This is a genomic window from Leucobacter sp. Psy1 (assembly GCF_020096995.1).
Lineage (GTDB): Bacteria > Actinomycetota > Actinomycetes > Actinomycetales > Microbacteriaceae > Leucobacter.
The window spans coordinates 1,736,233-1,761,559 of record NZ_CP083692.1 but is presented as its reverse complement, the minus strand read 5'-3'; the positions used below and the strand labels follow the sequence as shown (position 1 = coordinate 1,761,559).

Below are 25,327 nucleotides of genomic sequence, written 5' to 3'. Positions count from 1 at the left end.
GGGACGGGCAGCACGTCGGTGCTGCCCGTCCCTCTTCGGAGACGGTTCTTAGTGGTGCCCGTCCTGGCTGTCGATCTCGCCCTGGCTCGGGGGAACGATGCGATCCTCGAAGAACCAGCGGCTGAAGCCGGCGCGGAGACGCTGCGAGAACGGGATCCGGCCCTGGTCGTTCGGGCGGAGCATCAGGGGGGCGTAGTCGGTGTAGCTGACCAGCTCCCAGCGCTCGTACTCACTCACGGGCTTGTGAACCTCGATGTACTCGCCACCGGGGAGGCGGACGATACGTCCGGACTCGTAGCCGTGGAGTGCGATCGAACGGTCCTTCTTCTGCAGACCGAGGCAGATCCGCTTCGTCAGGAAGTAGGCGATGAACGGCCCGAAGATGAGGCAGAACTGCAGCGCGTGGATCACGCCCTCCATGGAGAGCTGGAAGTGCGTCGCCATGAGGTCGGAGCTGGCGCCCGCCCACATCACACCGTAGAACGTCACACCTGCGGCACCGATCGCGGTACGGGTCGGCGCATTGCGCGGACGATCGAGGATGTGGTGCTCTCGCTTGTCACCGGTGATCCACGCCTCGATGAACGGGTACAGCGCAACGAGGACGAGGAAGAGACCGATCAGCGCGAGCGGAATGAGCATGTTCCATGACCAGGTGTAGCCGAACCACTCGGTCTCCAGACCCGGCGGCACCAGTCGCAGCATGCCGTCGGCGAAGCCGATGTACCAGTCGGGCTGGGTACCTGCCGACACGGGGGACGGGTCGTAGGGGCCGTAATCCCAGATCGCGTTGATACCGAAGAAGGAGGCGATCAGCAGGATCACACCGAAGACGATGAAGAAGAAGCCACCGGCCTTCGCTGCGTACACCGGCAGCACGGGGAAACCGACGACGTTCTGCTCCGTTTTACCCGGTCCGGGGTACTGGGTGTGCTTGTGGATGACCACGAAGGCGAGGTGCAGGGCGATGAAGAGGATCACCAGCGCCGGCAGCACCATGATGTGGAGCATGTACAGACGTCCGACAATATCGGTGCCGGGGAACTCTCCTCCGAAGAAGAAGTAGGAGAGGTAGGTGCCGACGACCGGGATCGCCTTGATGATGCCGTCGATGATGCGCAGGCCGTTGCCGGAGAGCACGTCATCGGGAAGCGAGTAGCCCGTGAAGCCCTCTGCCATGGCCAGGACGAACAGCACGAAGCCGATGACCCAGTTGAGCTCGCGCGGCTTGCGGAACGCACCCGTGAAGAAGATGCGGAGCATGTGCAGGCCGATCGACGCCACGAAGAGCAGGGCTGCCCAGTGGTGCACGTGCCGCATGAGCAGACCGCCGCGCACCGAGAACGAGATGTCGAGTGTCGACGCCATCGCGACGGACATCTCGACACCCTTCATGGGCGTGTAGGGGCCGGTGTAGTGGACCTCGGCCATGGACGCCTGGAAGAACAGCGTCAGGAACGTACCCGAGATGAGGATGACGACGAAGCTGTACAGCGCGACCTCGCCGAGCAGGAACGACCAGTGGTCGGGGAAGACCTTCCGGCCGAACTCCTTGACGGCAACGCCGACCTTGGTGCGATCGTCAATGTAGGTCGCGGCCTTCGAGGTGAATCGGCTCGATCCGGTCGCGGCGGGTTTCGTAGTTGCGGTGCTGCTCACTTGAGGCGCTCCCAGAAGCTCGGGCCGACAGGTTCGTGGAAATCACTCTGAGCGACGAGGTAGCCCTCGTCGTCCACCGTGATCGGCAACTGCGGAAGCGGTCGCTTCGCAGGTCCGAAGATGACCTTCGCGTGCTCGGAGACGTCGAACTGCGACTGGTGGCAGGGGCAGAGGAGGTGGTGGGTGTGCTGCTCGTAGAGTGCCACGGGGCAGCCGACGTGCGTGCAGACCTTGGAGTACGCGACGATGCCGTTGTAGGACCAGTCCTTGCGGTCGTCGTCTTCCTTGAGGTCGGACTGATCGAGACGCATCAGGAGGACGATGGCCTTCGCCTTGGCGTCGAGCAGCGTCTCGCTGCCACCGCGCTCGTCGAGGCTGAGCTCTTCGAAGTCGCTGTGGTTCAGCGTCTCGGGGATCACGTGGAAGGCGGAGCCGATGGTGACCTCACTAGCGCGGATCGGCACTCCGGAGGGATCGCGGGCGAGGCGAACCCCGGTGTCCCACATCGTGTGCTTCAGCAGCTGCACGGGGTCGCGGTCCTGCGGGGCAAGGCTGCGGAGCAGAGTGATGCCGGGCAGCGGGAAGGCGACGAGAGCGCCGATCAGGCTGTTCCGCACGAGCGAGCGACGCGAGAAACCGGATTCCTCGTCGGCGATCTTGAAGATCTCGGCGGAGTCCTGACGCACCTCTTCGGAGCTGGCGACCGGGTGCCGCTCATCGATCGACTCGTGGTCCGCCATGAGCGCCTTGCCCCAGTGGACCGCACCGATGCCGAGGGCGAGCAGGCCGAGTGCCATGCCGAGTCCGACGAAGAGTGTGTGCAGCCGGATATCGAGCAGCTCGCCCGATTCCATCGGGAAGAACATGTAGGCGAGTACGGCGCCCAGGCTCCCGACGATCGACAGGTAGAAGAGCGTGTAGACGGTGCGCTCGGCACCCTTCGCCTTCTTCGGGTTGGTGTCGGTGACGCGCTGCCGGTGCGGGGGAAGGCCCGGGTTCTGCACGGCGTCGGAGGCGATCACCGCCGTACCGGCGGACACCCCGCCGTCGCCGTGGCCATGGGCGGCGACAACGGCGCCGTCGCTGCCGTTGTTCTGCGCTTCCTCTGCCATGTTGCTCCTTGATTCCTGACTCATGAAACTCTGCGAACTCCGCTGACTAGTTCGACTTCGCGGTTACCCACACGGTGAGGCCCACGATCGCGCCGAGGCCCAGCACCCAGATGAACATACCCTCGGCGACGGGGCCGATCGAACCGAGCGAGAAGCCGCCGACGGTGGGCTCGTTCTCGAGGTACTTCAGGTACGAGATGATGTCCGCCTTGTCCTGCGGCGACAGGTTCGCGTCGTTGAAGACGGGCATGTTCTGCGGGCCGGTCACCATGGCTTCGTAGATGTGCGACGGCTCGACGCCGCCGAGCGGGGGAGCGAACTTGCCCTCGGTCAACGCGCCGCCCGCAGCTGCGACGTTGTGGCACATCGCGCAGTTGATGCGGAACAGAACGCCGCCGTTGGCGATGTCGTTCGAATCGTCCGCGGTGAGGTACTGCGACTCGGGGAGGCCGGGGCCAGGGGCGAGCGACGCGACGTAAGCGGCCATCTGGAGCGTCTGCTCCTCGGTGAACTGCTTCGGCTTCACCATTCCCTGAGGGCCCTGGTAGGCGAGTGGCATGCGGCCGGTGTCCACCTGGAAGTGGACCGAAGCGGCGCCGGAGCCGATCAGCGACGGGCCCTCTTCAGTGCCCTGCGCGCCGGTGCCGTGACAGGTGGCGCAGTTTGCTCCGAAGAGCTTGCGCCCCTCTTCGATGGTCTGCTGGGACGTGAGGTCCACCTCGGCGGTCGCGGAGGTCTGGCTGAAGCCGGCGTACGCGGCACCCGTGACGAGCAGGCCGACCGCGACGAGCGCAGCGGTGGCCAGGGGGTGCCGTCGGCCTGACTTTCGAACGTTTTTCTTGGCGCGAGCCCTGATGTCGATTTCTCCTGACCGATCTAGAGGATGTCGAGGACGTAGATGACGAAGAACAGGATGATCCACACGATGTCAACGAAGTGCCAGTAGTACGACACGACGATGGCGGAGGTCTCCTCCTTGTGGCCGAAGTTCTTCACTGCGTAGATGCGCCCGATGACCAGCAGGAAGGCGATGAGGCCGAGTGCCACGTGAATGCCGTGGAAACCGGTGGTCATGTAGAAGGCGGAACCGTAGGGGTCGGACGGGAGGGTGATCCCCTCGGACACGAACGTCGCGTACTCCCAGACCTGACCGGACACGAACACCGCGCCCATGAAGAAGGTCAGGAAGAACCACTCGACGGTTCCCCAGTTGCGCGGGCTGGCGCCGGTCGCACGCGGCTGGCCGCGTTCTGCTGCGAAGACGCCTGCCTGGCACGTGAAGGAGGACGCGACCAGGATCAACGTGTTGATCAGGGCGAACGTGAAGTTGTGCTTCTCGACTTGCTCCGCCCAGAGTTCTGGGTTCATGGCGCGCAGCGTGAAGTAGATCGCGAAGAGCCCCGCGAAGAACATGACCTCGCTGCCGAGCCACACGATCGTACCGACGGCGACCGTATTCGGTCGCTGCACCGTGGGCACGGCTGACTGGGTATTCATAGTGGTCGTCGTCACTCCTCCATTATGGCTGAAAGTTTGGTGTGCGAATTCCATTTCGGATCGGCGCGCCGAACTTCCATCGGTGTCCTCAGACCACCCTACCGTTTCCTGAGCATCGGAATGTGCGCCGGTGCCCGCCTCGCGCACGCGTCGTGAGAGAGGTGCGGGGGTTCATCCGCGCGCTGTCCCCGTGGACGCGCGGATAGACTGGGCGTCATGACGGACGCACGGACCTGGCCGACGATTCTCACCTCGCTCCTGGAGGGCGACGACATCAGCGTGTCGCAGGCTGAGTGGGCGATGGCCCAGATCATGACGGGATCCGCTTCGCCCGCGCAGATCGGCGCGTTTCTCGTGGCGCTCCGCGCGAAGGGCGTCACGGTCGACGAGATCGTCGGATTCCGCGACGCGATTCTCGCCGAGGCGCTCCCGCTCGCCCTCCCTGCCGCATCACTCGACATCGTCGGCACGGGAGGCGACCGCTTCGGTACCGTGAACGTCTCGTCGATGTCCGCCATTGTGGCCGCAGCAGCCGGAGTGCCGATCGTCAAGCACGGCAACCGTGCGGCGAGCAGCAAGTCGGGTTCCTCGGACGTGCTGTCGGCCCTCGGCATCGATCTGTCTCTGGACGAGTCTGCCCTCGTCTCATCGTTCGAGGAGACGGGGATCGCGTTCGTGCATGCGGGTCGCTTCCTGCCTGGGTTCCGCCATGTCGCCCCGGTGCGCAAGGAGATCGGGATCCCGACGGTGTTCAACTTCCTGGGGCCGCTCTGCAACCCGGTGCGTCCGGAAGCGTCGGCGGTCGGTGTCGCCGATGCGGAGCGCGCGCCGCTCATCGCCGGCGTATTCCGGATCCGGGGCGCGTCCGCCCTGGTGTTCCGCGGTGATGACGGGCTCGACGAGCTCACGACGACGGGCCACTCCCGGATCTGGGAGGTGAATCGCGGGTCGCTGACCGAGCACGATTTGGATCCGCGGGATCTCGGGATCGCCCGTGCGGAGATCGACGATCTCCTCGGCGGTTCACCTGAGGAGAATGCGGACACTGTGCGTCGCACGCTCGCGGGAGACAGTGGCCCCGTGCGCGACATCGTGCTGCTGAACGCCGCGGCCGGTCTGGTCGCCTTCGACCTCTTCGCGAATCCGGAATCCGGGGAGCGGCCGATGCTCGAGCGGCTCGCGGAGCAGATCGCGCGCGCAGCCGATGCGATCGACAGCGGTGCAGCCGTGGCCAAGCTCGAGGCCTGGGCGGCGTCGACGACGGCTCACGCCGGCTGAGGGGGTTCGAGCGGCGCTCAGTCTTTGTCGTTGTGCTCGGTGAGGAAGGGCAGCGGGTCGACGGCGGTGCCCGCCACCTTGATCACGAGGTGGAGGTGCGGGCCGAACGACATGCCGGTATTGCCCACACGACCGGCCTCGTCGCCGACGCTGACGGAGTCTCCCACCGCGTAGGAGTGGGAGGCGAGCTCCATGTGGCAGTAACGGCTGCTCACTTCTTCGCCGTCGATCTCGTGATCGACCTTGAGCCCGAAGCCGCACCCGTCATCGCTGTAGCCCGCTTCGGCCACAGTGCCGTCTGCGATGATCGAGATCGGCGTTCCGGCTGGGGCGGCGAAGTCTTGCGCATCGTGGAACTGCGCGACCGGGGCGGTGCGATAGCCGAAACCATCGGTCAGCGTCGCGACTCCGTCGGCGAAGGGGAACTGCACGGCAGAGGATTCCACGTTCGCATAGGTCGCGCCCGACGGCTTCAAGCTCGCCGAGGTAGCGCTGAAGGCGGAGAGATCCGGTTCGGAGGACGTGTCGACCACGAGGTTCTGTCTGACCGCCGCTGACGCCTCAGTCTCGGACGCCGACGAGAGCAGGGGGAGTGCGCTGGCGCCGACCAGGCCGACGACGCTCGCGACCGCCGTGACGCGCAATGCCCGGTGGATGAACCGGCGCTTCCGGCTGAGCGGCGTCGCCGGCTCCTCGCGATCGAATCGGTAGCGGGGAAGCGCCGTGACCGCTACGGGTCCGAACCCGACCGATTCGTCCGTCGTTCCGATGCCGGGGTCGCCGAATGGCTGACGCTGGTCGTCTGACGGGAAGGTTCGGGGCATGCGTATCCTGGGTCGGGGGCAATGGTGACCCACGGTATCACGAAACGGTTACGAAGTCAGCGTTCGGGGTACGCGGACCGGAGCGGTAACGACGACGAGCGCGACGCCCACGCAGGTCATGCCGGCCCAGCCGAGCGCGCCCAGGCGCTCGCCGACCACGAGGGTGGCGAGGACTGCGGCCACAGCGGGTTCGCTGAGCGTGAGCGTGGTCGCGGTGCGAGGAGAGACTCGGGTGAGGCCGTAACCGAAGAGGAGGTATCCGATGAACATGGGCACAATGGCCATGTAGGCGCCCACGGCGAAGTTGTTCCAGCTGGTGAGCAGCGGCGCGCCCGTCGCGATGAGGATCGGGACGAGCAGGAGGCCACCGAGGCCGAAGATCGCACCCATCGATGCCGCTCGTCCGACGCCATCGTGCAGGAGTCGGTGCACGCACCAGGAGTACGCGGCATACGCGATGCCGGCTCCCAGTCCGCAGACGATGCCGAGCACGGTATCGGATGCGCCTGAACCGGAATCCCCGAGCTTGGCGGCGGTCAGCGTCGCACCGCCGATGATCCCGATGGTCGCGGCGAGGAGCCAGCGCGGGGCGAGCGGGCGGTCGTCGAGGATGCGTTCGAGTGCCCCGGCCGCAAGCGGGGCCGTGGCGAGCGAGACTGCAGTGCCGATGGCGACGCCGGCCAGGTGCATCGAGCTGTAGAACGCCAGCGGGTAGACGAAGACGGCGAGAGCCCCGGCCCACACGAGCCCCGGTCTCGAGCGAAGTTCCCGGGCGCTGGAGCGGAGCGCCGGAATCGCGATGCCTGCCTGCAGTACGCCGCCGATGCCGAGGGCGGCGGCACCGATCGCGAGCGGTCCCACCTCTGGCGCGAAGGTCGCGGCGGTGCCGGTCGTGCCCCAGAGCACGGCGGTCGTGAGTACTGCGATGACTCCGAGAGCGCGCCCACGGTGCACGGTTTGCTGAGGACTCATCCGAGGGTCACCGCGATTCCGCCGGCAGCTCGGCCCGCAGAATGGCCGCCGCGATGGTGCGGCCGCGCGAGATGCGTTCGGTGGCGCCATCGAGGCCGGCCCGTGACATAGCTCCTTCGAGCACGTAGACGAGGTGCTCGGCAAGGCCGCTGGCCTGTTCCTCGCCGACCACCTCGGCGAGGTGACCGAGCAGGATGGCCTCGATCTCCTCCTTGTGCTCCCGCACCACTGCCCTGGCGGGATCGCCGGCGGGGAACTCGGACGCGGCGTTCAGTAGGCCGCACCCGCGGAACGTCGCTTCCGGCGCACTCTCCGCGTGATCGAGGTAGGCATCGAACAGAGCGAGGCACGACTCCGCCGGTGTCGACGCCGTCGCGACGCGACGAGCGTAGAAATCCAGCAACTCGTGATGCCTGGCCTCGATGTAGGAACCGACGAGTGCGGCCTTCGACGAGAAGTTGTTGTACAGGCTCATCTTCGCGACGCCGGCTTCGGCGATGACGGCATCGATCCCGGTGGCGATGATGCCGTCGGCGGCGAATCGACGAGCGGCGGCGGTGAGAATTCGGTCGCGGGCGGTGAGTTCGGGCACGGCGGACCTCCGTTGGGGGAGCGAGCAGCTAGACAGACCAGTCTACACAGTGACTGTTCGGGGTTTTCCCGTGGTGGGGGCGTATGCTCATCCGCATGTGGCTTCGACGCGCATTCTTCCGATGGCTGTTCCCGGCCGTACTCGTGCTGCCGCTGTGGCTGCTCGTCGGGTGGGGCGTGTTCGAAGCGGGCGGTTGGGCCTTCCTGTGGGTTCTGTTCATCGCGATTCCTTCAGTGGCGATCGCGCAGCTCGTCTCGTCGCTCCTCGTGCGCGCGAGGCCTTCGGTGCAGCGGGATCGGGCGGTGTCGTGGACCGACGTGGCCGGCTTCGGCGCGTGGCACGTGCTGACGATCCTCGTGGGTCTGTACTCTGAGCGCTGGTTCGGCGTCGCTCTCGCGGCCGCGATCGCTGCAGCGCTGATCGTCTTCTGGCTTTCCCTCTCGCAGTTCCGCCGCGAAATCGCCGGGGGAGCGGTGTTCGGCGCACAATCGCCGTTCACCGGTGATGATCGCACCGGTCGGATCGACCCGGGCGACGTCACGATCATCACCGATGCACCTCCGCGGTCGCGGCGCCCCGACGAGGATTAGTCTCGGGCGGGTCGTGCCGCCGCGAGGAAGCGGGCGATGAGGTCCCGATCCTTCAGGCCAGGGGAGGACTCCACTCCGCTGGAGACGTCGACGCCCCAGGGGCGAGCGAGGTCGACGGCGGGGCCGACGGTGCGTGGATCGAGGCCGCCGGCCAGGAGCCAGCGGTCGCCGATGCGTGCGCGGTCGATGGTGGAGAGATCCCAGGTTTCACCGGATCCGGCCGCGGCCCCGTCCAGGAGCAGGAGCTCCTCGCCGAGGTCGCCGGCGCGGACGTCGGGCTCTGTGACGAGCGAGGTCGCACGCCACACACGCGGAATGATCTCGAGAGCCGCAGCGAAGTCGGCCGCGGAGTACTTGCCGTGGAGCTGCAGGACGTCGAAGCCGAGCCGCAGCGCCGTCGCGGCGGCCTCCGCAGCGGGCATCTCCCGTACCACGAGAACCGTATCGGTGGAGGCCGCGGCGTCGTGCGCCGCCGCGACGACGCTCCGCGCGACCGCGGGAGCTGCGTGACGCGGACTCCGCTCGCTCATGACCACACCGACTGCGTCGGCTCCCCGGTCCACGGCGAAGCGCGCCATGGACGGGTCTGATATTCCGCAGATCTTGACGTACATCAGCCGACCGGCCGTTCGGCAGGCTCAGCGGGTGCCGGACCGCGCTTCCCCGCGGTGAGCCGACGCAAAAGGACCTCGGCAGGGCCGCGTGCGCCCCTGCGCTCGAGCAGTGACGCGAGGACCACCGAGACCAGCCACACGCCGAACGCGATCCCGAAGGCCGCCGTGGTGTTGATCTGTGCTCCGAGACCGAAGCCCCACGCGGCCAGCAGCGGCGCGAAGATGAGCGACTGGAACAGGTAGCAGGAGAGGGAGCGCTTGCCGACGGCGGCGATCGCGCGCGGGATCCCCGTCATTGGGGTCGGGAGGCGTTGACCGATCAGCCCGAACAGCGCGGCATAACCGACGCCACCGGCGATCCCGGTGACCTGGGCGATCCCCATCGTCCCCCACTCGGAGCCCTCGAGGAAGGGCACCGCGCCGAGGTATCCGAGGGCGGGGAGGAGGCCTCCGAGGGCACCGATGACGATGCCCCACAGAGCCACGGTTCCCAGCGTGATCCTGCTGGAGAAGGTTTCGAGCCACGCGTGCCGGCCGGCGAGCATGCCGAGGAGGATCGCCGCGGGGATCGTCAACCCGAAAACAGCTCCCGGCGCCGATACCACCCAGACGCCGACGCGGACGAGCATCGCGATGCCGTACGAGGCGATGCCGTTCATGAAGTCGGCGTTCGAGACCATGATGTCGTCCTCGAGAGTGAATGCGGTGGGGTCGGGCAGCAGTGCGGTGACGAGGATCGCCGTACCGAGCATGAGGACGGCGCCGACCGCGAGGACACCGAGGATCACCCAGATCGTGATGCGCAGCACGGTGTCCGACCGGCTGAAGAAGATCGCGGTCAGGATGAGCCCCGCGATGCCGTACGTGCCGAGAATGTCGCCCGCGAAGAGGAGCAGGGCGTGCACGAAGCCGAACGCGATGAGCCACCAGTGCCGCCGGAAGAGCATGCCCCGGATCGCCGGTTCCGAGACCCCGCGCTCATAGCGCGATCGGGAGAATTGCACGATCCCGTATCCGAAGAGGAACGCGAACATGGGGTAGATCCTGGCATCCACCAGGACGATCGCGATCGCGGCCAGAGCCCGGTCGAGCGCGGTCCCGTCGAGAGGGTGCGCCGACGTCATCGGAGCGTCGTGCCCCCAGAGATAGAAGGAGACGTTGGCGATGGCGATGAGCAGGAGCATGACGCCGCGCGCGAGGTCGGGAGCATTGGATCGCTGAGCAGCCATGACTCCGACCCTATCGGCCGAGAACGCCCGCGCCGCGACGTCAGTCGAAGATGTCGTCCAGGAGGCCGCCGAGGAGCACGCCGCCGAGGACAGGGCCGAGCACGCTCGCACCGCCACCGCCGAGCGGTCCGCCGCCGCGTTGACCGCGTCCGACCCACCCGCCCCAATCGTCGTCGTCCGGACGAGCGGAGTCGATATCGCGCTGCGCCAGTCGCACGGCCTCGTCGGCGAGCTGCGTGGTCCGCCGCGCGAGTTGCTGGGCGCGTTCGCGGGTCTCCTCGGGCGCCACCAGGGGGTCGAGCTCACTCCGGAGCCGCTGCGCTTCGGCGAAGCGCGTCCGCGCGTCGGCGCCGATCCAACCGCGGTGGCCGTTGATGAGGCGGTCGGCGACATCGAGTGCGCGATCGGCCGCGCCGACGTCGTGCCGCACATGGTCGAGCGAGGGGAGTGGACGCTGCGCGCGCTCGACGGCGGCGTCGAGTGCCGCGTTCGCCTGTGAAAGGGCGGAGAGGTCGGCGAACGGGTCGCGCGCGCCGTGGGCGCCTGACACCGTGGAGAGCGCCGTCTCAAGATCGCGGATCGCGGCGTCGAGTGCTCCGGTCCGGGGGAGTGAGGCCGCGCGGGCGAGGTCCGAGCGGGAATCGTCGATGACCTCGGCGAGTGTGGACTGGGCGCGCATGGCCTCGACTTCGAACCCGTCCACCCCGTCGAGCACGGACGTCGCACGGCGCACCGATTCGGTGGCGGTCTCGAGGGCGAGCGTCGCGTCCTCGTTCCGGCCAGCGGTCCGCCGTCGCTCGGAGAGTTCGACCGACTGCACCGCGAAGTCGAGGAGCCGTTCGGCCTCGTCTGCCGTCAGGCGGATTCGATGGAGTGCTGAGGCACTGTAGCGTGCACCCAGCCGTTCGATCGTGTCGCGGGTCTCGGGAATGCGGCTCCGCAGGCGTTCGACGTCGTCTCGCACGCCCTGAGCGATGCGCGGGGCCTCTCTGACGCGCTCGACCTGGGCACGCAGGGCCTCGGTGCGCTCATCCAGCACTTCCTCCGCCCAGTCGCAGAGCTGCACGATGCGGGTGTTCCGAGTGCGGAGCTCCTCAGGGGTATCGGGGATCTCGTCGTGGTTGAGCTGGTGCAGCTGGAATGCCTCGCCGAGGTGCTGTCGCACTGCTGCGAGAGCGGTGCGCAGATCGGCGGTCGCCGACTCACCGAGCTCGGCCGACGCGAACGCGAGCTCGTCGTCGGTGGCGCGGATCCGCTCGTCGGCGGTCACGAGCGCGGTGCGCGCCTGACCGGCGAGAGCGTCGTCGACCTGACCCTGGCGTTCGTCGGCCTCGCGCTTGCGGCGCCCCCAGAAACCCACCATGTTCCGATCCTAGTGTGTTCACATATACAGTCAGTGGAAACGAGAGGAACCCCATGACGAAGCAGTCCATCTTCGGCCGCATCTCCGCCCTGGTGCGCGCCAACGTCAATGCCGCGATCGATGCTGCGGAGGACCCGCAGAAGATGATCGATCAACTCGTCCGCGACTACAGCGCCAGCATCGCGGACGCCGAGGCCGCCATCGCCGAGACGATCGGCAACCTGCGGCTCCTGGAGCGCGACTACGCCGAGGACGTGGACACCGCGAACGAGTGGGGGCGCAAGGCCGTCGCCGCGAGCCGGAAGGCCGACGAGATGCGCGCGGGCGGCAACGCTGCAGACGCCGACAAGTTCGACAACCTCGCGAAGGTTGCGCTGCAGCGGCAGATCAGTGCGGAGAACGAGGCCAAGGAGGCTGCTCCGACGATCGCGACTCAGACGGAGGTCGTCGATCGGCTGAAGGCCGGTCTGCAGGGGATGAAGGAGAAGCTCGAGCAGCTGAAGGCGAAGCGGAACGAGCTCGTCGCCCGTGCGAAGGTTGCGGAGGCGCAGAACCGGGTCGCCGACGCCGTGAAATCGGTCGACTTCCTGGATCCGAACAGCGAGCTCGGCCGGTTCGAGGACAAGATCCGTCGCCAGGAGGCGCTGGCGCAGGGCAAGCAGGAGCTCGCCGCATCGAGCCTCGACCAGCAGTTCATGGAGCTCGAGAACCTGGGTGAGGTCACTGAGGTCGAGGCGCGGCTCGCAGCGCTCAAGAGCGGGACGACTCAGCAGGCCATCGACCGGTGAGCGCGTTCCGCTGACCCGCCGACAACGGAACGCGGCAGGGGAGACGCGAAAGCGCCGGAGGAGCGTAAGCCCCCTCGGCGCTTTCGTGCATCGAGCGTCGGGATGCGCTAGATCGTCGGGCCGTCCTGGTCCACGATCTCCTGGGAGACGGGTGCCTCGACACCAGCGGCGTTGGCTGCCTGCAGGCGCGACTCGTGAGCGGTTCGGATGATGCGCGAGTAGCGATCCTTGTGCTCGATGAGATCGTCGCGGTACTTCTGGGGGACCGACTCGGCCCGGCGAGTCCAGTCGTCCATGAGCTGAGCGGCGTCGCGACGCTCCGCCTCGGTCGCCTCATCGCTGAGCTCGGTGTACCGGTGCGCGAACCGCTCAGCGTTCTGCAGTGCGCGGAGTGCGCGTCCCTTCGGGCTGGCGAGGGACGCGAGCACCGTGATGATGAGGATGCAGACGATGACGAGCAGCGAAATCTCGGTCGGGATCTCGCTGACCGGAACGTTCTCGCCGCCGTTCACGAAGAACAGGTTGTTCTCGTGCAGCGCGTGGAGGATCAGCTTGACGCCGATGAAGCCGAGGATCGCCGCGAGACCGTAGGAGAGGTACACGAGGCGGTCGAGCAGTCCGTCGATGAGGAAGTAGAGCTGACGGAGTCCCATGAGCGAGAACGCCGTCGCCGTGAAGACGATGTAGGGGTCCTGCGTCAGACCGAAGATCGCGGGGATCGAGTCGAACGCGAACAGCAGGTCGGTCGCGCCGATGGCGACCATGACGAGCAGCATCGGTGTGATGAGGCGCTTGCCGTTCTTCATGACGGTCAGGCGGTCGCCGTTGTACTCGTCCGAGGCTGGCAGGAAGCGCTTGGCGCCGCGGACCATGATGTTGTCCGCCTCGTCCTTCCCGTCCTTATCGCCCGTCAGCTCACCCTTGAGCTGCTGACCGGCGATGAGCAGGAGCGCGATGCCGAAGAGGTAGAAGACATCTGACCAGGCCTCGATGATGGCCGCACCCACGAGGATGAACGCCGTGCGCGAGATGAGCGCGAAGGTGATGCCGAAGAGTAGAACCTTCTGCTGGTAATCGCGCGGCACCTGGAACGACGACATGATCACGAGGAACACGAAGAGGTTGTCCACGCTGAGCGCCTTCTCCGTGATGTACCCGGAGTAGTACTCGATGGCGTGCTGGGTGTCGCCGAACAGGAAGAAGACAAGACCGAACACGAGCGCGAGGCCCACGTAGATGGCCGACCAGATGGCCGCCTCGCGAATATGCGGCGTGTGCGCCTTCCGGACGTGCGCGAAATAGTCGAACAGCAGTAGGCCGATGATCACCGCGATGGTGATGGCCCAAGTCCAGCCGTTGATCTCCAAGAGAGCCTCCCGTGGGTGTCGTGATCCACGCAAGTCTCTCCCGCCGATCACCCGAGGTGGATCGGCCTCCGCATCCGGTTCGGCAAGGTGCCGAACGTGCTGACGTTCACGGAGAGGGGGGATACTCCCTTGCTGGGAGTTGAGTGTACCAGGGGATTGTAGCCCGCGAGTATTTCCGAACGCGCAACATGCGAACTGACATAATATACATTATCAACGCGAAGACGTGTGCGCGGATTCGCGCCTATGAACTGAGCGTAATGAGTGCTTGACCGCTCAGTGCTGCAGCACCGATTGCCCCGAGGCTTCCGGCGAGGATCATGAGTCCGGCGGTCTCGACCCAGAATGTCGATGCGGCGACGACCAGCGCTGCGACGACGAGCAACATGCCGACGCCGATCAGGATCACGCGCACCGCGACGATCCCTGAAGGCCGACGCGACATCCGGATTGGCGCGACGATCGTCATGACGGCGAACGTCAGCACGCCGAGCATCATGGCTCCGAGCACATCGCTCGGCCGGTGCCAGCCGTACTCGAGCAGCTGCCAGGCGACGACGCCCATGAGCGCCGACCCGCCGAGCGCGACGACGGCGCGTGCGCGGTCCGGGACGGTCCAGATGCATGCGGCCACGAAGAGCACAAAAATCGACATGTGTCCGCTGGGGAACGTGTTGGGTGCGTCGAGCTCGAACAGCCCCGGTCTGATGAGGAACTGCTGCTTCAAGAACTGGGCTGCGACGATGCCGATCGCGGGTACGACGGTGACGCCGATCGCGCGGATCGGCCCGTGCACCAGGAACGCCACGAAGCCGAGGAGCAGGAAGACGACGGCGACGCTCGGGATCGACACGAGGTTGAGCGGCGCGGGCGGCGTCGTGCTGAACACGGCCTCACCGAGGACGAGTGCCTCCGCACGCTGTCCGATCGCGCTGCGGACGCCGACGATGTACGACGAGATGCCGACGACCGCGGAGAGGACGGCGATGAGCAGCGCGCGGGAACGGCTCGCGCTCCTTCCCTGCGCGCGGAGTACCTGGGTGACGGCCCCCGTGCTCATACGCGACTCCCCCCGTGGCGTGCTCTCGTGCTCATCATCCATCAATGTACTGTCCTCGCGGGACAATTCGCTGTGTTGCCGCCGGGGCCGGACTGGTGGGAGTCGTGTGCGGGGCGTGCTCCTCCCCCGCACAGAAACGCCGCGGGTGGGCCGGGAGTGCATCCCCGGCCCACCCGCGGCGGCTCCGCCCTGAACTACTCGGCGGGCAGGACCAGATCCTGACCCGTGACGATCAGGTCGGCGCTCGCGAGCGTGTCCTGGTTCACGGCGAAGAGGCCGAGCCAGCCGCTCTCGATGCCCTGATCCTCCGCGATGCTGGCGAGCGTGTCGCCCTCCTTCACGGTGTAGGTCTCGTCGGAGGGGCTCACGTCGGGCAGATCGAGGGCCGGAGCCTGCTCCCCTGCGGGTGCCTGCTCGGCGGGAGCCGCCTCGGTCCAGGTGGTCTCGACCGGTGCCTGCTGCGGTGCCTGCTCGGCGGCCGGCGCAGCTGCGCCGCCCCCTCCGCCCTGCCCGCCGCAGGTGGGCCATGCGCCCCAGCCCTGCGAGTCGAGCACGTTCTCGGCGACGCGGATCTGCTCGCCGCGCGACGCGTCGGCCGGGTTGCCCGTGCCGCCATTCGCCTCCCAGGTGCCCTGGTTGAACTGCAGGCCGCCGGAGTACCCGTTGCCAGTGTCCGTCGCCCAGTTGCCGCCGGACTCGCACTCTGCGACGGCGTCCCACTTCGAATCGTCGGCCGCGTTTGCGGCAGACGGAACCAGAGCTGCCCCGGCCGCGAGGGTGATCGCGCCGACGGCGAGGAGGCCGCCGCGCGAGAAGCGGGAGGCGAAGCTGCTGGTGTGCTCGGTGGTAGTGAAAGCCATGTGTGAACTCCTGGGGCCCCGTCGAGCCGCGACCTGCGCTGCTCTCGCCCGACCGATGCCAATCGGAATCATGGAACGAAGGATGCGGGGCGAGTGTGACGGCGATCCTTCGCGGTTCAGCACGCCACACTACGCAAGGTCACGAACAGATAACAAATCCGTCCAGCATCTTGTCAGCCGGTACTCGACCGGCATTCAGGCGCGCGGCTCCCCCGCGCGGGGATCACGGGTCGCATAGAACGCGACGGCCGACGAGGCGGCGACGTTCAGAGAGTCGACGCCGCCCATCATGGGAATCGTCACACGCCGGTCGAGACGGTGATCCGTGGCGGCCTGGAGCCCATGGCCCTCCGAGCCGAACACGAGGGCCAGGTCGCGGTGGTCCTCCGCGACGAGCTCGTCCAGGGAGATCGCTCCCTCCCCCAATGTCATGCCCGCGACGGCATATCCGAGCTCCTGCAGCAGCTCGACGCCGCCGCGCGGCCATGCATCGATCCGTGTCCACGGCACTTGGAACACGGTCCCCATCGAGACGCGCACTGAGCGACGATACAGTGGATCGGCGCAGCTGGGCGTGACGAGCACGGCATCGAACCCCATCGCCGCAGCGTTCCGGAAGCAGGAGCCCACGTTGGCGTGATCGGCGAGATTCTCGAGCACGGCGATGCGCGAGCGGGCCCCGTCGTCGCCCGGGGACTCATCCGCAGGGTGACCCGTGCGACGCACCGCGGAGATCAGCTCGGCCGGGTCGCGGAGCGCCGGGCGGTGCATCGAGGCGATCGCCCCGCGATGCAAATGGAAACCGGTCAGTCGCTCCAGCTGCTCAGAGCTCCCGACGTAGACGGGTACGTCGGGATACGCGTCGAGGAGCCCCTCAACGCGGGGAATCCACTCCTCGAGGAGCAGCACGGAGCGCGGCCGGTGCCCGGCGCGCAGGGCACGACCGATCACCTTCGTCGACTCGGCGAGGTAGAGCCCCTCCTCCGGCTCGCGCACCCGTCGGAGCGCGACATCGGTGAGCCGCGTGTAGTCGGCGAGCTCGGGAGCGTCGAGATCATGAACGCGCTCGATCCTCACTCTCGCTCCTCCCCCGTCTGCTCGCAGTCGTGCGCCGCCGCGGTCGTCCGCTGCGTCTCGCGGAGGAAGGCCGCCGTCCACGCCGCCGTGTCGGCGACCGCTTCGTAGTGCACGAGATGACCGGCGCCGGGGATCACGCGCAAGCGTGCGTCGGGAAGGCGACGCACCAGTCCCAGTTGATCGACCGGGGTCGAGAGGTCGTCCCGCTCCCCCGCCACGACGAGTGTGGGCATCGTGAACGCCTCGGCGACCTCGGTCACGGTGTGGGAGACGGAGGCCTGGAATGCCTCGAGCAGCGTCGCGGGATCCGCGAACACACTGAAATACCGGTCGTGCTGGTCGTGGATCCACGCGCGGAGCTGCCGGTCACGCGTCTTCGCCATGACCTCGCTCATGAGGCGCACGATGGCGGGATTGCCGAGCAGTCGCCGCGCTCCGGCCTCGGGCAGTGCACGGGCCGCGCGGTAGTACACGGTGGCGAGGCGGGTCATCGGTGCGTTCGGCCCTTCGAGGGCCGGTGCCGAGATCGGGTTGACGAGGACCGCACGCCCGGGCGCCAGCCCCTGATCGATCGCTTCTGCGACGACGAGCGAGCCGAAGGAGTGGCCGAGCACCCCGTATCCTTCCGGAGCGGTCGCAGTCGCGAAGGCGCGCAGCCACTCCCCGTAGAGGGCGAGGTCGTGGGTTCGCCCGGGAACCGCCGGGGTGGCGCCGAAGCCGGGAAGGTCGGGTACCAGGATCCGGACCTCTGGCACCAGTTCGGCGATCGCGTGCCCGATGCCGTCGAGACCGTGGTGATCGCCCCGGAAGCCGTGGACCAGGATGAGCGGCGCGCCGTCGTCGGGTCCGGCGGTCCACGCGCGCGTCGTGGTGCCCAGTGTCGGGATCAGGAGGTCTGGCGGTGCGTCAGTCACCAGGCAATCGTACTCAGCGCGGCTGGCAGGAGCGCCGGGCCGCGTCCATCCGGTGCGTCGGATGCCGATAGCCTGGACGGGACCGGAAGGAACCAGAGTGACCAGTCATCTCCCCCTGTGGGCCGAGCGCATCGCCGTCTTCGACACCGAAACCACCGGCGTCGATCCCCGTGAAGCGCGCATCGTCACGGCGGCTATCGCGCTGCTGAACCGCGACGGAGAGATCGCGGAACGATACGACTGGCTCCTGGATCCCGGTGTCGAGATCCCTCTCCCCGCCGTGCAGGTGCACGGTATCTCCACCGACGTCGCCCGGACGAGCGGCATCCACGCGGAGGTGGGGATCGCGCAGATCGTGGAACGGGTGACCGAGATGCTCGCCCGCGGGTTCCCGATCGTCGCCTACAACGCGCCGTTCGATCTCTCGCTGCTGCGCGCAGAGGCGCATCGGTACGGGATCGCCTGGCCGGAGACCATCGCGCCGGTGATCGACCCGCTCATCCTGGACAAGCAGTTCGACCGCTTCCGACGCGGCAAGCGGACCCTGACGGCCGTCGCGGCGCACTACGGCGTCGACATCGGACAGGCGCACGACGCGGGTGACGACGCCATTGCCGCGGGACGCGTGCTGCACCGGCTCACCGAGAAGTTCGTCGACGTGATCCCCGCCGACCTCGATGAACTGCACCGCCGCCAGGTGGAGTGGGCGCGCGACCAGGCCGAGAACTTCCAGGCGTACATGCGGCGCACGAAAAACCCCTCGTTCGTCGCGGAGGGCGGGTGGCCGCTCCGGTGAACGAGGGGTTCCCGCCAGAGCCCTGCGGGCTCCGGTGAGGGTCGGTGCTTAGGCGCCGAAGCCCTTGAAGCGCTTGTTGAACTTCTCGACGCGACCGGCCGAGTCCATGATGCGCTGCTTGCCCGTGTAGAACGGGTGCGATGCGCTGGAGATCTCGACGTCGATCACCGGGTACGTGGTGCCGTCGAGCTCGATCGTCTTGTCGCTCGTGCGGGTCGAACGGGTGAGGAACGTCTCGCCCGACGCCAAGTCACGGAACACGATGGCGTTGTACTCGGGGTGGATGTCGGTCTGCATGGCTGTCCTTCAGGTTGGTTCGTGGGCGCGATCGGATGATGCGCGTGTTGCGAAGCGATGTCGCACCAAAGATCTATCGTAGCAGAGTGGTGCTCGTCTCACACGCGCGCCACGGCGGCGTATCGTCCATCCCGCACAGTGAGGTCGAATGGCATGCCGAACGTGGTTTCGAGGTGCTCCGCCGTCAGCGTGTCGGCGAGCGGGCCTGCGGCCTGGACTCTGCCATCCCGCAGGAGCAGCGCGTGGGTGAAGCCCGGAGGGATCTCTTCGACGTGGTGCGTCACCATCACCATGGCCGGCGACATCGGCGACGCGGCGAACCCCGAGAGCATCTGCAGCAGATTCTCGCGGGCTCCGAGGTCCAGGCTCGCACTGGGCTCGTCGAGCAGCAGCATCTCGGGGTCGGTCATCACCGCGCGCGCGATCATCGCCCGCTTCCGCTCCCCATCGCTCAGGGTGCCGAATCGGTGGTCGGCCAGTGATGAGAGACCCCACTCCGCCAGAATCCGGTCCGCCTGCCTGACATCGATAGCCTCGTACGCCTCGTTCCAGCGCCCCTCGACGGAGTAGGCGGCGGTCAGGACCACGTCGCGTACGGTCTCGCTCTCGGGAATCCGCTTCGCCGTGGCCGAACCCGCGAAGCCGATGCGCGTGCGCAGCTCGAAGATGTCGACCTTCCCGAGACGCTCGTCGAGGATGTCGACGGTTCCTGTCGTCGGGTAGTCCCCCGTCGTCGCGAGCTTGAGCATAGTGGTCTTGCCCGCCCCGTTCGGGCCGAGAATCACCCAGCGCTGATCGCTCTCCACGTTCCAGTCGACGCCCGCGAGGATCGAGCGGCCGTTGCGGACATAGGTGACGTCGGAGAAGCGCAGCACGTTGACCATGGCCTCCAGCCTACCCCTCCGCCGCCTACACTTGAGTCATGCCTGACGCCGCCTCCTCGCGCCCACTCGTTGTTCTCGACTGCGACTCCACGACCATCCGCGATGAGGTGATCGAACTGCTCGCAGATGCAGCCGGTTCCCGTGAGAAGGTGGCCGCCGTGACCGAGCGCGCCATGCGCGGCGAGCTCGACTTCGCCGAGAGCCTCGCGGAGCGCGTGGCGACGCTGGCAGGCACCCAGGAGTCGGTGTTCGCCGACACCTACCGTCGCGTGCGACGATCCGCGGGGATCGAGGCACTCATCGCCGAGGTCCACGCCCGCGGCGGCGTAGTGGGCGTCGTGTCCGGCGGCTTCCACGAGGTGCTCGACCCGCTGGCGGAGGATCTCGGTCTCGATCACTGGCGTGCGAACCGTCTCGAGGTGCGCGACGGCCGGCTCACCGGCCGCACCGTCGGTCCCGTGATCGACGCGACGGCGAAGGCCGATGCGCTCAGCGAGTGGGCGGACGCGGCGGGGATCCCGCTCCAGGCGACCGTCGCGATCGGCGATGGCGCCAACGATCTCGAGATGATGGCGATCGCCGGACTCTCAGTGGCCTACAACGCGAAGCCCGTGGTTCGCGAGCGCGCCGACGTCTCCATCGAGGACGACCTCGCGCTCGTGATCCCGCTGCTGGACCGCCTGACTGCCTAGTGGCCCATGCCGAGGCCGCCGTCAACGGGGATCACGGCCCCTGAGACGTAGGAGGCGTCATCGCCGGCGAGCCACGACGCGACCCCGGCGATCTCCTCGACCGTGCCAAAGCGCGCCGCGGGGATCGAAGCGCGGTACTGGGCCTGCTGCTCCTCGGGCAGTGCCGCGGTCATGTCGGTCTCGATGAAGCCCGGCGCGATCACGTTGGCGGTGATGTTGCGGGCGCCGAGCTCGCGCGTGAGCGAACGCGCGAAACCGACGAGCGCGGCCTTCGACGAGGAGTAGTTGATCTGCCCGGGCGAACCGTAGAGCGCCACAACGCTCGAGAGCAGGATCACGCGGCCGAATCGTCCCTTCAGCAAGCCCTTCGCGGCGCGCTTCACGACCCGGAAGGTGCCGGTGAGGTTGGTGTCGATCACGCTCGTGAACTCCTCCTCGCTCATGCGGAGCAGCAGCGTGTCCTTCGTGATCCCGGCGTTCGCGACCACGACCTCCACGGGGCCGAGCTCGGCCTCGATCTCGGAGAACGCCGCGTCGATGGAGGCCGCGTCGGTCATCTCTGCGCGGACCGTGAGGGCCCCGGCTGGCCCCTCTCCGGAGCGCGAGGTCACGGCGACACGGTGCCCGTCGGCGATCATGCGCTCGGCGATCGCATAGCCGATGCCGCGGTTGCCACCCGTGATCAGCACGGTGCGGGGAGTCGTCATGGGGCGTCCTTCCGTCGGGTTGTCGCATCCAGCCTAGAGGAGAGTTCGTCGTGTTCGGTGCACCTCCCCAGCCGTCCGGCGTAGGCTGGACGACGGACGATCGAGAAGGGGCACATGGCTAGGAGCTACAGCGTGACATCGGCGGGCCAGTCGGCAGCCGAGGATCGCGCGCACCGTATGCGCTTCTACTTCACTTCGATGGCGTTGCGTCTCGTCTGCGTGGCGTCGCTCTTCTTCGTCCGCAGCTGGTTCTGGGCGATCGTCTGCATCGTCGGAGCAGTGGTGCTCCCCTACCTCGCGGTGATGGTCGGCAACGCCGTCGGGCCGACGACGGACGGCAGCAGGCCGGAGGCGCCGAGCCCGGCCGAGCTCATGCCGCCCGAGCAGGCGTCTGATACGTCCCCGCGCCCCTCCGGCGTGACGATCGTGATCGACGCAGACGCCCACCGCCGTGCCGAACCGACGTCGCCCGCCGGAACGGAGCCAGCACCAGGACCGGGACCAGGACCGGGACCGGGACCGAATGGACCCGACCGCCCTGACGGCCCGCAGGGAACGGTCTCGTGAGCGGACTCGGCGGACCGCTGGGGGGCGTCCTCGGTGGAGATCCCGATGAGCGCTTCACCTGTTCGCGTGCCGGGTGCACCGCGCGCGCCGACGTGGCGCTCCTCTGGCGGAACCCCAAGATCCACTCCCCCGAGCGGCGGAAGACGTGGCTGGCGTGCGCAGACCACCGCGAGACCCTCGTCGCTTTCCTGTCGGCGAGGGACTTTCCCCTGCGCGTCGTTCCCGTCGATGATCTGGAGGACGCATGACCACGGCTCCCCCCGAGACGGTGCACGCTCGCGAGCGCGAACCCGAACACGGCGACCCCGTCGGGTGGTCGTTCCTCCGGAGCCGTCGCTGGATCGGCTACTACGCCATGCTGCTGGTGTTCGCCGTCGCCTGCGTGTTGCTCGCCGACTGGCAGTTCGACCGTCGCGCCGAAGCGCGAGCCGAGATCGCGCGTATCGACGCGAACTATGGGGCTCCGGCGGTGCCGCTGGGTGATGAGCTGCCGACGCTCGACAGCTACGACGACGGGGTGCAGAAGTGGCGCACCGTAGAAGTCACCGGCGAATACCTCGGTGACACGTTCCTGGCTCGGAACCGCCCGGGTCCCGAGGGGGTGGGCGTCGCCCTCATCCAGCCGCTGCTGACCGAGAGCGGCGACGTGTTCTTCGTCGATCGCGGATGGGCGCCCGTCGGCGCAGACGGCACGACGCCCGATCAGATCCCCGTTCCTGCGGAGGGAGAGGTCACCGTCGAAGCGCGCCTGCGAGCGAGCGAGCCGGAGGTTCCCGGCAGGAGTACCGTAGGCCAGACCGTTGGCAGCATCGACCTTCCGGAACTCGCGCAACTGGCGGACGCCGAGGACTCGAGTTACATCGCGGCATACGGCATGCTCGTCGCGGAGGCCCCGGCCGGTGACCACGGGGTCCTCCCCGCGCCCCCCGAGCGGGATGAGGGCCCGCACCTCTCCTACGCCCTCCAGTGGTACGTATTCATCGTGATCGCCGTCTCCGGCGTCGTCTACGCCGCCCGTCAGGAGTACCGCAACCTCAACGCCGGCAGTTCTGAGGTCGATCGCCAGGACCGTCGTCGCGAGGAGCGGCGTCGTCGTCGCGGCCCGACCGACGCCGACGAGGAGGATGCGATCCTCGATGGGTGAGCCGACGGTCCCCCGTCCCGGGGCGCGCGTGCGCGTCGGCGTGCGTCGACTGGTCGAGCGGAAGGGCTTCCAGCGCGCCATCATCGCGCTCATCGTCTTCAACGCCGTGATCCTCGGACTCGAGACCTACCCGGCGGTGCTGGCGGCCCACGGCTCGGTGCTGACGACGATCAATGCCGTCGTGATCGCGATCTTCGCGATCGAGCTCGCACTGCGCATCTACGCCTACGGCTGGCGCTTCTTCACCGACGGGTGGAACATCTTCGACTTCGTCGTCGTCATCGCCGCCCTGGTGCCTGCGAGCTCAACGAGCGCGGCGCTGCGGCTGCTGCGCCTGCTCCGGGTGTTCCGTCTGCTCTCGGCGGTCCGGTCGATGCGCATGGTCGTCAACGCACTCGTCGCGTCCATCCCTGGCATCCTATCGATGGGCGGCCTCTTCCTGATGGTCCTCTACGTCTTCGCGGTGGCGTCGACGACGCTGTTCGCACCGCTGGACCCCGTGAACTACGGCGACCTGGGCCGCACGTTCGTCTCGCTCTACCGCATCGTCATCGGCGACGGCTGGGCCGATGTCGTCGTTCCGCTGGCAACGAACCACCCGTGGGTGTGGGCCTACTTCGTCGGGTTCTCGCTGATCGGCGCTGTGATCCTGTTGAACCTCTTCGTCGCGGTCGTCGTCGAGGGTATGAACCGGATCCAGACCGAGGAGCTCGAGGAGCACGACCACACGCCGGAGATACTCGCAGAAGTTCGGGAGCTCCGCGCTCAGCTGACGCGACTCGAAGAACGGCGCTCCTAAGCGCGACGGCCCCCGACCGCTCCTTTACGCCAGCTCGATGAGCTCGAGGTAATCCTTCGACCAGTGGTCCTCGGTGGCCTCAGGCATGATGAGCACCCGCTCCGGGTTGAGCGATTCGACGGCGCCCTGATCGTGCGACACGAGTACGACGGCGCCCGAGAAGTGCGCGAGCGCGTCCAGGATCTCCTCGCGGCTCGCGGGGTCCAGGTTGTTCGTCGGCTCGTCGAGCAGCAGGACGTTGGCGCTCGACACCACGAGCATCGCCAGAGCGAGTCGCGTCTTCTCGCCGCCTGAGAGCACGCCGGCCGGCTTGTGCACGTCATCCCCCGTGAAGAGGAACGAGCCGAGTACCTTCCGCGCCTCGGTCTCCGTCAGATGCTGGGAGACCGACACCATGTTCTGCAGGATCGTCGCACGGTGATCGAGCGTCTCGTGCTCCTGGGCGTAGTACCCGACCTTCAACCCGTGCCCGGCGACGATGCCTCCCGTGTCGGGCTCGTCGACGCCGGCGAGGAGGCGCAGCAGCGTGGTCTTGCCCGCGCCGTTCAACCCCAGGACCACGACTTTCGAACCGCGGTCGATGGCGAGATCGACTCCCGCGAAGATCTCGAGCGACCCGTAGGACTTCGAGAGCCCCTCCGCCTGCAGCGGCGTCTTGCCGCAGGGCGATGGCTCGGGAAAGCGGAGCTTCGCGACCCGCTCGACCTGGCGCTCGTCCTCGAGGCCGGAGAGCATCCGCTCGGCGCGCGCCACCATCTGATGTGCAGCGGCCGCCTTCGAGGCCTTCGCCCCGAACTTCGCCGCCTGATCCTTGAGGGCTGAGGCCTTCTTCTCGACGTTGGCGCGTTCTTTGCGACGGCGCTCCTCGTCGGCGGCGCGCTGGCGCTGGTAGAGCTTCCAGCCCATGTTGTAGACGTCGATGACCTGACGGTTCGCGTCGAGGTAGAAGACCCGGTTCACGGTTTCGCCGACGAGGTCGATGTCGTGGGAGATCACGATCACGCCGCCCTTGTAGCTCTTGAGAAACTCCCGGAGCCACACGATCGAATCGGCGTCGAGGTGGTTCGTCGGCTCGTCGAGGATCATGGTGTCGGCATCGGAGAACAGGATCCTCGCCAGCTCGATACGGCGACGCTGGCCGCCCGAAAGCGTCTTCAGCGGCTGATCCAGGATTCGGTCGGGCAGCCCGAGGTTGTGCGAGATCGAGGCGGCTTCTGCCTCGGCCGAGTATCCACCGAGAGCCTGGAACCGGTCCGTGAGCGATCCGAAGCGCTTCATCGCCTTCTCGGCCTTCGCGGGATCGTCAGAGCCCATCTCCTCGGTGGCGCGGGCGATGTTCTTCGTCAGCGATCCGAGACCGCGCGCGTCGAGAATGCGGTGTCGGGCGAGCTGCTCGGGGTCCCCTGTCCGCGTGTCCTGCGGGAGGAAGCCGAGCTCCCCCTTCACCGAGACGGATCCCTCCGCGGGCTGGAGCTCCCCGGAGAGGGTTCGCGTGAGCGTCGTCTTCCCTGCGCCGTTGCGCCCGACGAGCCCGATCTTGTCACCGGGGTTCACGCGGAACGACACCTCGGACATGAGTCGGCGTGCGCCGACGTCGATCGCGAGGTCCTCGACGATAATCACGGAACGTTCTCCTCAAAAACAG

At 67.5% G+C, this 25,327-nt stretch carries 28 protein-coding genes; 9 read left to right on the top strand and 19 right to left on the bottom strand.

Features of this window, described 5'->3' with window-relative positions; all coding sequences use genetic code 11:
- Positions 1-48: 48 nt before the first annotated feature.
- Genes K8P10_RS08220 through K8P10_RS08205 form a run of 4 tightly spaced genes read right to left on the bottom strand, consistent with a single transcriptional unit; the run spans position 49 to position 4,268 of the window.
- Positions 49-1,659 carry a cytochrome bc complex cytochrome b subunit gene (locus K8P10_RS08220; RefSeq protein WP_224778464.1) on the bottom strand — a complete coding sequence of 537 codons (1,611 nt, stop codon included), beginning with the start codon at positions 1,657-1,659 and terminating at the stop codon, positions 49-51.
- Positions 1,656-2,771 carry a ubiquinol-cytochrome c reductase iron-sulfur subunit gene (locus tag K8P10_RS08215; protein ID WP_224778463.1) on the bottom strand — a complete coding sequence of 372 codons (1,116 nt, stop codon included), beginning with the start codon at positions 2,769-2,771 and terminating at the stop codon, positions 1,656-1,658. Before K8P10_RS08215 ends, K8P10_RS08220 begins: the two co-directional genes overlap by 4 nt.
- Positions 2,772-2,817: 46 nt before the next feature.
- Positions 2,818-3,627 (bottom strand): c-type cytochrome, encoded by an 810-nt coding sequence (locus tag K8P10_RS08210; protein WP_224781244.1) that lies wholly within the window; start codon positions 3,625-3,627, stop codon positions 2,818-2,820.
- A 20-nt stretch (positions 3,628-3,647) separates the two neighbouring features.
- A complete protein-coding gene (locus tag K8P10_RS08205; protein WP_224781243.1) occupies positions 3,648-4,268 on the bottom strand; it encodes a heme-copper oxidase subunit III in 621 nt (206 codons plus the stop codon).
- Between the two features lie 216 nt (positions 4,269-4,484).
- On the opposite strand from K8P10_RS08205, the gene trpD reads away from it, so the two are divergent.
- Positions 4,485-5,546, top strand: a complete 1,062-nt coding sequence (trpD, locus tag K8P10_RS08200; RefSeq protein WP_224778462.1) for an anthranilate phosphoribosyltransferase — start codon at positions 4,485-4,487, stop codon at positions 5,544-5,546.
- A 17-nt stretch (positions 5,547-5,563) separates the two neighbouring features.
- On the opposite strand, the gene K8P10_RS08195 is transcribed toward trpD, so the two are convergent.
- From K8P10_RS08195 to K8P10_RS08185, 3 genes are read right to left on the bottom strand one after another with little or no spacing between them, the layout of a single operon-like run.
- A complete protein-coding gene (locus tag K8P10_RS08195) occupies positions 5,564-6,370 on the bottom strand; it encodes a M23 family metallopeptidase (protein ID WP_224778461.1) in 807 nt (268 codons plus the stop codon).
- A gap of 48 nt (positions 6,371-6,418) precedes the next feature.
- Positions 6,419-7,342, bottom strand: a complete 924-nt coding sequence (locus tag K8P10_RS08190; protein ID WP_224778460.1) for a DMT family transporter — start codon at positions 7,340-7,342, stop codon at positions 6,419-6,421.
- A gap of 7 nt (positions 7,343-7,349) precedes the next feature.
- A complete protein-coding gene (locus tag K8P10_RS08185; RefSeq protein WP_224778459.1) occupies positions 7,350-7,934 on the bottom strand; it encodes a TetR/AcrR family transcriptional regulator in 585 nt (194 codons plus the stop codon).
- Positions 7,935-8,029: 95 nt separating this feature from the next.
- On the opposite strand from K8P10_RS08185, the gene K8P10_RS08180 reads away from it, so the two are divergent.
- Entirely contained in the window at positions 8,030-8,524 is a 495-nt protein-coding gene (locus K8P10_RS08180; RefSeq protein ID WP_224778458.1) for an MFS transporter permease, read from the top strand.
- On the opposite strand, the gene K8P10_RS08175 is transcribed toward K8P10_RS08180, so the two are convergent.
- Genes K8P10_RS08175 through K8P10_RS08165 form a run of 3 tightly spaced genes read right to left on the bottom strand, consistent with a single transcriptional unit; the run spans position 8,521 to position 11,730 of the window.
- Positions 8,521-9,138: a phosphoribosylanthranilate isomerase gene (locus tag K8P10_RS08175; protein WP_224778457.1), complete on the bottom strand. Its 618-nt coding sequence runs from the start codon at positions 9,136-9,138 to the stop codon at positions 8,521-8,523. The two genes, K8P10_RS08180 and K8P10_RS08175, sit on opposite strands and share 4 nt — an antisense overlap.
- Positions 9,138-10,367, bottom strand: a complete 1,230-nt coding sequence (locus K8P10_RS08170; protein WP_224778456.1) for a DUF418 domain-containing protein — start codon at positions 10,365-10,367, stop codon at positions 9,138-9,140. The genes K8P10_RS08175 and K8P10_RS08170 overlap by 1 nt, the downstream gene beginning before the upstream one ends.
- A gap of 40 nt (positions 10,368-10,407) precedes the next feature.
- The gene (locus K8P10_RS08165; protein ID WP_224778455.1) at positions 10,408-11,730 is read right to left on the bottom strand and encodes a hypothetical protein; all 1,323 of its coding nucleotides are present in this window, start codon (positions 11,728-11,730) and stop codon (positions 10,408-10,410) included.
- A 53-nt stretch (positions 11,731-11,783) separates the two neighbouring features.
- Between K8P10_RS08165 and K8P10_RS08160 the strand changes: the two genes are divergently transcribed.
- The gene (locus K8P10_RS08160; protein ID WP_224778454.1) at positions 11,784-12,518 is read left to right on the top strand and encodes a PspA/IM30 family protein; all 735 of its coding nucleotides are present in this window, start codon (positions 11,784-11,786) and stop codon (positions 12,516-12,518) included.
- A 107-nt stretch (positions 12,519-12,625) separates the two neighbouring features.
- Here the strand turns inward: K8P10_RS08160 and K8P10_RS08155 are convergent, their stop codons facing one another.
- The 5 genes from K8P10_RS08155 to K8P10_RS08130 form a co-directional block, all read right to left on the bottom strand.
- Positions 12,626-13,885: a TerC family protein gene (locus tag K8P10_RS08155; protein WP_224778453.1), complete on the bottom strand. Its 1,260-nt coding sequence runs from the start codon at positions 13,883-13,885 to the stop codon at positions 12,626-12,628.
- A gap of 244 nt (positions 13,886-14,129) precedes the next feature.
- Positions 14,130-14,945: a phosphatase PAP2 family protein gene (locus K8P10_RS08150; protein ID WP_224778452.1), complete on the bottom strand. Its 816-nt coding sequence runs from the start codon at positions 14,943-14,945 to the stop codon at positions 14,130-14,132.
- Between the two features lie 194 nt (positions 14,946-15,139).
- Entirely contained in the window at positions 15,140-15,805 is a 666-nt protein-coding gene (locus K8P10_RS15430) for a transglycosylase family protein (RefSeq protein ID WP_305069226.1), read from the bottom strand.
- Between the two features lie 195 nt (positions 15,806-16,000).
- Entirely contained in the window at positions 16,001-16,882 is an 882-nt protein-coding gene (locus tag K8P10_RS08135; RefSeq protein ID WP_224778451.1) for an RNA methyltransferase, read from the bottom strand.
- A complete protein-coding gene (locus K8P10_RS08130) occupies positions 16,879-17,796 on the bottom strand; it encodes an alpha/beta fold hydrolase (protein ID WP_224778450.1) in 918 nt (305 codons plus the stop codon). Before K8P10_RS08130 ends, K8P10_RS08135 begins: the two co-directional genes overlap by 4 nt.
- A gap of 97 nt (positions 17,797-17,893) precedes the next feature.
- On the opposite strand from K8P10_RS08130, the gene K8P10_RS08125 reads away from it, so the two are divergent.
- Complete coding sequence (locus K8P10_RS08125) at positions 17,894-18,592, top strand: exonuclease domain-containing protein (protein WP_224778449.1); 699 nt, start codon at positions 17,894-17,896, stop codon at positions 18,590-18,592.
- A 48-nt stretch (positions 18,593-18,640) separates the two neighbouring features.
- On the opposite strand, the gene K8P10_RS08120 is transcribed toward K8P10_RS08125, so the two are convergent.
- Together K8P10_RS08120 and K8P10_RS08115 are read right to left on the bottom strand one after the other, a co-directional pair.
- Entirely contained in the window at positions 18,641-18,889 is a 249-nt protein-coding gene (locus K8P10_RS08120) for a type B 50S ribosomal protein L31 (RefSeq protein ID WP_224778448.1), read from the bottom strand.
- A 98-nt stretch (positions 18,890-18,987) separates the two neighbouring features.
- Entirely contained in the window at positions 18,988-19,773 is a 786-nt protein-coding gene (locus tag K8P10_RS08115) for an ABC transporter ATP-binding protein (RefSeq protein ID WP_224778447.1), read from the bottom strand.
- 38 nt (positions 19,774-19,811) lie between these two features.
- On the opposite strand from K8P10_RS08115, the gene serB reads away from it, so the two are divergent.
- The gene (serB, locus tag K8P10_RS08110) at positions 19,812-20,465 is read left to right on the top strand and encodes a phosphoserine phosphatase SerB (RefSeq protein ID WP_224778446.1); all 654 of its coding nucleotides are present in this window, start codon (positions 19,812-19,814) and stop codon (positions 20,463-20,465) included.
- Here serB and fabG read toward each other — a convergent pair.
- Positions 20,462-21,172, bottom strand: coding sequence for a 3-oxoacyl-ACP reductase FabG (fabG, locus tag K8P10_RS08105; protein WP_224778445.1), 711 nt, complete (start codon positions 21,170-21,172; stop codon positions 20,462-20,464). The two genes, serB and fabG, sit on opposite strands and share 4 nt — an antisense overlap.
- A 114-nt stretch (positions 21,173-21,286) precedes the next feature.
- Here fabG and K8P10_RS08100 point away from each other — a divergent pair, with 114 nt between their 5' ends.
- From K8P10_RS08100 to K8P10_RS08085, 4 genes are read left to right on the top strand one after another with little or no spacing between them, the layout of a single operon-like run.
- Positions 21,287-21,739 carry a DUF3099 domain-containing protein gene (locus K8P10_RS08100; RefSeq protein WP_224778444.1) on the top strand — a complete coding sequence of 151 codons (453 nt, stop codon included), beginning with the start codon at positions 21,287-21,289 and terminating at the stop codon, positions 21,737-21,739.
- Positions 21,736-21,987, top strand: a complete 252-nt coding sequence (locus K8P10_RS08095) for a hypothetical protein (RefSeq protein WP_224778443.1) — start codon at positions 21,736-21,738, stop codon at positions 21,985-21,987. Before K8P10_RS08100 ends, K8P10_RS08095 begins: the two co-directional genes overlap by 4 nt.
- Entirely contained in the window at positions 21,984-22,883 is a 900-nt protein-coding gene (locus K8P10_RS08090) for an SURF1 family protein (protein WP_224778442.1), read from the top strand. The genes K8P10_RS08095 and K8P10_RS08090 overlap by 4 nt, the downstream gene beginning before the upstream one ends.
- Positions 22,876-23,682, top strand: coding sequence for an ion transporter (locus tag K8P10_RS08085; RefSeq protein WP_224778441.1), 807 nt, complete (start codon positions 22,876-22,878; stop codon positions 23,680-23,682). Before K8P10_RS08090 ends, K8P10_RS08085 begins: the two co-directional genes overlap by 8 nt.
- A gap of 24 nt (positions 23,683-23,706) precedes the next feature.
- On the opposite strand, the gene K8P10_RS08080 is transcribed toward K8P10_RS08085, so the two are convergent.
- A complete protein-coding gene (locus K8P10_RS08080) occupies positions 23,707-25,305 on the bottom strand; it encodes an ABC-F family ATP-binding cassette domain-containing protein (RefSeq protein WP_305069225.1) in 1,599 nt (532 codons plus the stop codon).
- Positions 25,306-25,327: the final 22 nt, after the last annotated feature.

Bases quoted from the DNA above. Each gene is read 5' to 3' on its own strand.
- K8P10_RS08215 (WP_224778463.1), bottom strand. From the start codon at position 2,771: ATGGCAGAGGAAGCGCAGAACAACGGCAGCGACGGCGCCGTTGTCGCC.
- K8P10_RS08205 (WP_224781243.1), bottom strand. From the start codon at position 4,268: ATGAATACCCAGTCAGCCGTGCCCACGGTGCAGCGACCGAATACGGTC.
- trpD (WP_224778462.1), top strand. From the start codon at position 4,485: ATGACGGACGCACGGACCTGGCCGACGATTCTCACCTCGCTCCTGGAG.
- K8P10_RS08195 (WP_224778461.1), bottom strand. From the start codon at position 6,370: ATGCCCCGAACCTTCCCGTCAGACGACCAGCGTCAGCCATTCGGCGAC.
- K8P10_RS08190 (WP_224778460.1), bottom strand. From the start codon at position 7,342: ATGAGTCCTCAGCAAACCGTGCACCGTGGGCGCGCTCTCGGAGTCATC.
- K8P10_RS08180 (WP_224778458.1), top strand. From the start codon at position 8,030: ATGTGGCTTCGACGCGCATTCTTCCGATGGCTGTTCCCGGCCGTACTC.
- K8P10_RS08175 (WP_224778457.1), bottom strand. From the start codon at position 9,138: ATGTACGTCAAGATCTGCGGAATATCAGACCCGTCCATGGCGCGCTTC.
- K8P10_RS08170 (WP_224778456.1), bottom strand. From the start codon at position 10,367: ATGGCTGCTCAGCGATCCAATGCTCCCGACCTCGCGCGCGGCGTCATG.
- K8P10_RS08165 (WP_224778455.1), bottom strand. From the start codon at position 11,730: ATGGTGGGTTTCTGGGGGCGCCGCAAGCGCGAGGCCGACGAACGCCAG.
- K8P10_RS08160 (WP_224778454.1), top strand. From the start codon at position 11,784: ATGACGAAGCAGTCCATCTTCGGCCGCATCTCCGCCCTGGTGCGCGCC.
- K8P10_RS08150 (WP_224778452.1), bottom strand. From the start codon at position 14,945: ATGAGCACGGGGGCCGTCACCCAGGTACTCCGCGCGCAGGGAAGGAGC.
- K8P10_RS15430 (WP_305069226.1), bottom strand. From the start codon at position 15,805: ATGGCTTTCACTACCACCGAGCACACCAGCAGCTTCGCCTCCCGCTTC.
- K8P10_RS08120 (WP_224778448.1), bottom strand. From the start codon at position 18,889: ATGCAGACCGACATCCACCCCGAGTACAACGCCATCGTGTTCCGTGAC.
- K8P10_RS08115 (WP_224778447.1), bottom strand. From the start codon at position 19,773: ATGGTCAACGTGCTGCGCTTCTCCGACGTCACCTATGTCCGCAACGGC.
- serB (WP_224778446.1), top strand. From the start codon at position 19,812: ATGCCTGACGCCGCCTCCTCGCGCCCACTCGTTGTTCTCGACTGCGAC.
- fabG (WP_224778445.1), bottom strand. From the start codon at position 21,172: ATGACGACTCCCCGCACCGTGCTGATCACGGGTGGCAACCGCGGCATC.
- K8P10_RS08100 (WP_224778444.1), top strand. From the start codon at position 21,287: ATGGCTAGGAGCTACAGCGTGACATCGGCGGGCCAGTCGGCAGCCGAG.
- K8P10_RS08090 (WP_224778442.1), top strand. From the start codon at position 21,984: ATGACCACGGCTCCCCCCGAGACGGTGCACGCTCGCGAGCGCGAACCC.
- K8P10_RS08085 (WP_224778441.1), top strand. From the start codon at position 22,876: ATGGGTGAGCCGACGGTCCCCCGTCCCGGGGCGCGCGTGCGCGTCGGC.